Here is a 2,991-nt window from a genome sequence, read left to right as displayed (position 1 = left end):
CCCCCCCCCCCCCCCCCCCCCAGCCGATGATCACGCCCGCCAGCACCGCGGCGATCACCAGGCCGGCCCGGTCGAGCGGGACGGGCCCCGAGAGCGGCTCCAGCCGCTCCCGCAGCGCTGCTCCCCCGTCCATGCCGCGACCGTAGGCCACGATGCTGTGGGCCCCCCCGGAATATGGACAACAGATGAATTCGCGCCCGGGCGGCAGGCGGGTCATATCCCTGACTGGGCGGGCCTGCCAGGATGACGGCCGTGGAACTGCGGATCTTCGTCGAGCCTCAGCAAGGGGCCTCCTACGACGACCAGCTGGCCGTCGCGCGACGTGCCGAGGATTGCGGGTATGCCGCGTTCTTCCGGTCCGATCACTACCTCGCCATGGGTGGTTCGGACGGGTTGCCGGGGCCGACGGATTCGTGGGTCACACTCGCCGGGTTGGCGCGGGAGACGACGACGATCCGGCTCGGCACACTCGTGTCCGCAGCGACCTTCCGGCACCCCGGCCTGCTCGCCATCTCGGTCGCGCAGGTGGACCGGATGTCCGGTGGCAGAGTGGACTTCGGGCTCGGCGCGGGCTGGTTCGAGGACGAGCACGCGGCCTACGGGATCCCCTTCCCCCCGGTCGCCGAACGCTTCGAGCGGCTCGAGGAGCAGCTCGAGATCATCACCGGCCTGTGGGGCACGGCCATCGACGAGCCCTATTCCTTTGCCGGCAAACACTATTCGCTCTCCGATGCCCCGGCGCTGCCCAAGCCCGCCACTCCCCAGGGCCCCCCGATCATCCTGGGCGGCAAGGGCGTTCACAAGACACCTCATCTCGCGGCCCGCTTCGCCGACGAGTTCAATGTCCCCTTCTCGCCGGTCGCCGAGGTCACGCAGATGTACGACCGCGTCGCCGACGCCTGCGCGCAGGCGGGCCGTGACCCCGGCGAGATCGTGCGCTCGGCGGCGCTCGTCCTCGCGTGCGGCCGCACCGACGACGAGGCGTGCGGACGGGCCACCGCCATCGGACGGTCCGTCGAGGACCTCACGGAGAACGGTGTCGCGGGGAGCCCGGCGCAGTGCGTGGACAAGCTGGGCACCTACGCCGAGGCCGGGGTGCAACGGGTCTACCTGCAGGTGCTCGACCTCAGCGACCTCGACCACCTCGACCTGGTCGCCGAACGGGTCGTCCCCCAGCTCGCTCTCAAGTAGGGTCGGAAACATGATCAATGCCGTTCACGCACTCATCTACAGCGACGACGCGTCGGCGACGCGCGCGTTCTTCAAGGATGTGCTGCAGCTGCCCTTCGTCACCGACGACCACAACGAAGGCTCCGACTGGCTCATCTTCTCCGCTGGTCCGTGCGAGATCGGCGTCCACCCGACCGGTGGCGAGTTCGAGGGCGAGTCGTTCAGCGCCCCGCGCCATCACCAGGTGAGCCTGATGACCACCGATGTCGGCGCCACGGCGCAGGAGATCACCGCGCGCGGCGCGAACATCCTCACCGGCCCCTCCGACATGGGGTTCGGCATCGGTATCGAGGTCGAGGTGCCCGGCGCCGACGCGATCCTGATCTATCAGCCCAAGCACGCGACGGCCTACGACAAGTAGACCGGTCAGGCGGCGCGCGGGGTGGCCGTCGGGGCGGCGGCCGGGCGGGGGCGCAGCGGGACGGCCGGGGCGAGGTCCGAACGCTCCGCGTCGCGGTCGAGGACGAGCGGGACCGTGGCGAGCGCCAGCATCAGGGCCACGCCGGCGGCGGCGAGGAGGTAGGTGGCGATGGCGGCGAATGTGTTCATGCCTCAAAGGATTTCGCGGCGCGCAGTGCCGCGTCCTCAACCCTGGGTCTCGACCCGGGATGAATATCGTCAGACCCCGGTATGACGTCGCTCAGCCTCGAGGGTGAGCTCCGTCAACGCTCGGATCGAACCAGGACGCTCGGGTCGAAGCCGTAGGGCAACTCCAGCCGGTGACGCGCGAGCAGCTCGGCGTCGGTCAGCAGGTCGGCTGTGGCCCCGTCGGCGGCGATGACCCCGTCGGACAGGACGACCGAGCGCTCGCACAACTGCAGCGCGTAGGGCAGGTCGTGGGTGACCATCAGGACCGTCACGCCGAGCGCCGTGATGATCTCGGCCAGTTCGCGCCGGGACGCCGGGTCGAGGTTGGAGGAGGGTTCGTCCAGGACGAGGATCTCCGGCTCCATCGCGAGCACCGTCGCCACCGCGACCCGGCGCCGCTGCCCGAAGGAGAGGTGGTGCGGGGGCCGGTCGGCGAAGTCGAGCATGCCCACCGACCGCAGCGCCGATTCGACGCGTTCGTCGATCGCCTCGCGCGCGAGCCCGAGGTTGGCCGGGCCGAAGGCGACGTCCTCGCGGACCGTCGGCATGAACAGCTGGTCGTCGGGGTCCTGGAAGACGATGCCGACGCGGCGCCGGATCTCCAGCAGGTTGTCCTTGGTCACCGGCAGCCCGGAGATCGTCACCGAGCCCGCGCCCGCGGTGAGTATGCCGTTGAGATGCAGCACGAGGGTCGTCTTGCCGGCGCCGTTGGGACCGAGGAGGGCGACGCGTTCGCCGGGGTGGACGTGCAGGTCGACGCCGAAGAGGGCCTGGTGCCCGTCGGGATAGGCGAAGGCGACGCCGCGGAGGTCGAGGACGGGGGTGCTCATGCCGCGATCACGAGGCCATCATCCACGCCGCCACGCACCCGGCCGCCGCGATCAGCGGCAGGGCGAGCGCGCGGACCCACTGGACCCGCGTGGCGGTGAGCTCGGCGGCGAAGGGCAACCGGCCGGCATACCCGCGGGACAGCATGGCCAGATGCACCCGCTCCCCCCGCTCGTAGGAGCGGATGAAGAGGGCACCGATAGTCGCGGCCAGCACCGGCCAGTGCCGGACGGAGCGCGCGGTGAACCCTCGGGATGCGCGCGCGACCCGCATCCGATCGAGTTCTCCGAGAACGACTTCGAGATAGCGCACCATGAACGAGGCGATCTGCACCAGCGGCTGCGG

The 2,991-nt window shown here is 70.6% G+C and carries 5 protein-coding genes; 2 read left to right on the top strand and 3 right to left on the bottom strand.

Annotation, left to right across the window (positions count from 1 at the left end; all coding sequences use genetic code 11):
• The first annotated feature begins 252 nt into the window (after positions 1-252).
• On the top strand, positions 253-1,191 hold the full coding sequence (locus tag BN11_RS14630) for an LLM class F420-dependent oxidoreductase (protein WP_048698843.1): 939 nt from the start codon (positions 253-255) through the stop codon (positions 1,189-1,191).
• A gap of 10 nt (positions 1,192-1,201) precedes the next feature.
• Complete coding sequence (locus tag BN11_RS14625) at positions 1,202-1,591, top strand: VOC family protein (RefSeq protein ID WP_048698840.1); 390 nt, start codon at positions 1,202-1,204, stop codon at positions 1,589-1,591.
• Positions 1,592-1,596: 5 nt separating this feature from the next.
• Here the strand turns inward: BN11_RS14625 and BN11_RS14620 are convergent, their stop codons facing one another.
• The 3 genes from BN11_RS14620 to BN11_RS14610 form a co-directional block, all read right to left on the bottom strand.
• Positions 1,597-1,779 carry a hypothetical protein gene (locus BN11_RS14620; RefSeq protein WP_048698837.1) on the bottom strand — a complete coding sequence of 61 codons (183 nt, stop codon included), beginning with the start codon at positions 1,777-1,779 and terminating at the stop codon, positions 1,597-1,599.
• A 113-nt stretch (positions 1,780-1,892) separates the two neighbouring features.
• Positions 1,893-2,648, bottom strand: coding sequence for an energy-coupling factor ABC transporter ATP-binding protein (locus BN11_RS14615; RefSeq protein ID WP_048698834.1), 756 nt, complete (start codon positions 2,646-2,648; stop codon positions 1,893-1,895).
• Between the two features lie 7 nt (positions 2,649-2,655).
• Positions 2,656-2,991: energy-coupling factor transporter transmembrane component T family protein (locus BN11_RS14610; protein WP_327152871.1), on the bottom strand; the 336-nt coding region annotated here is incomplete at its 5' end.

It is taken from the genome of Nostocoides australiense Ben110 (genome assembly GCF_001050535.1).
Taxonomy (GTDB): Bacteria; Actinomycetota; Actinomycetes; order Actinomycetales; family Dermatophilaceae; genus Nostocoides_A; species Nostocoides_A australiense.
The sequence above is the reverse complement of the archived record's forward strand: the minus strand, read 5'-3'. Positions and strand labels throughout refer to the sequence as shown.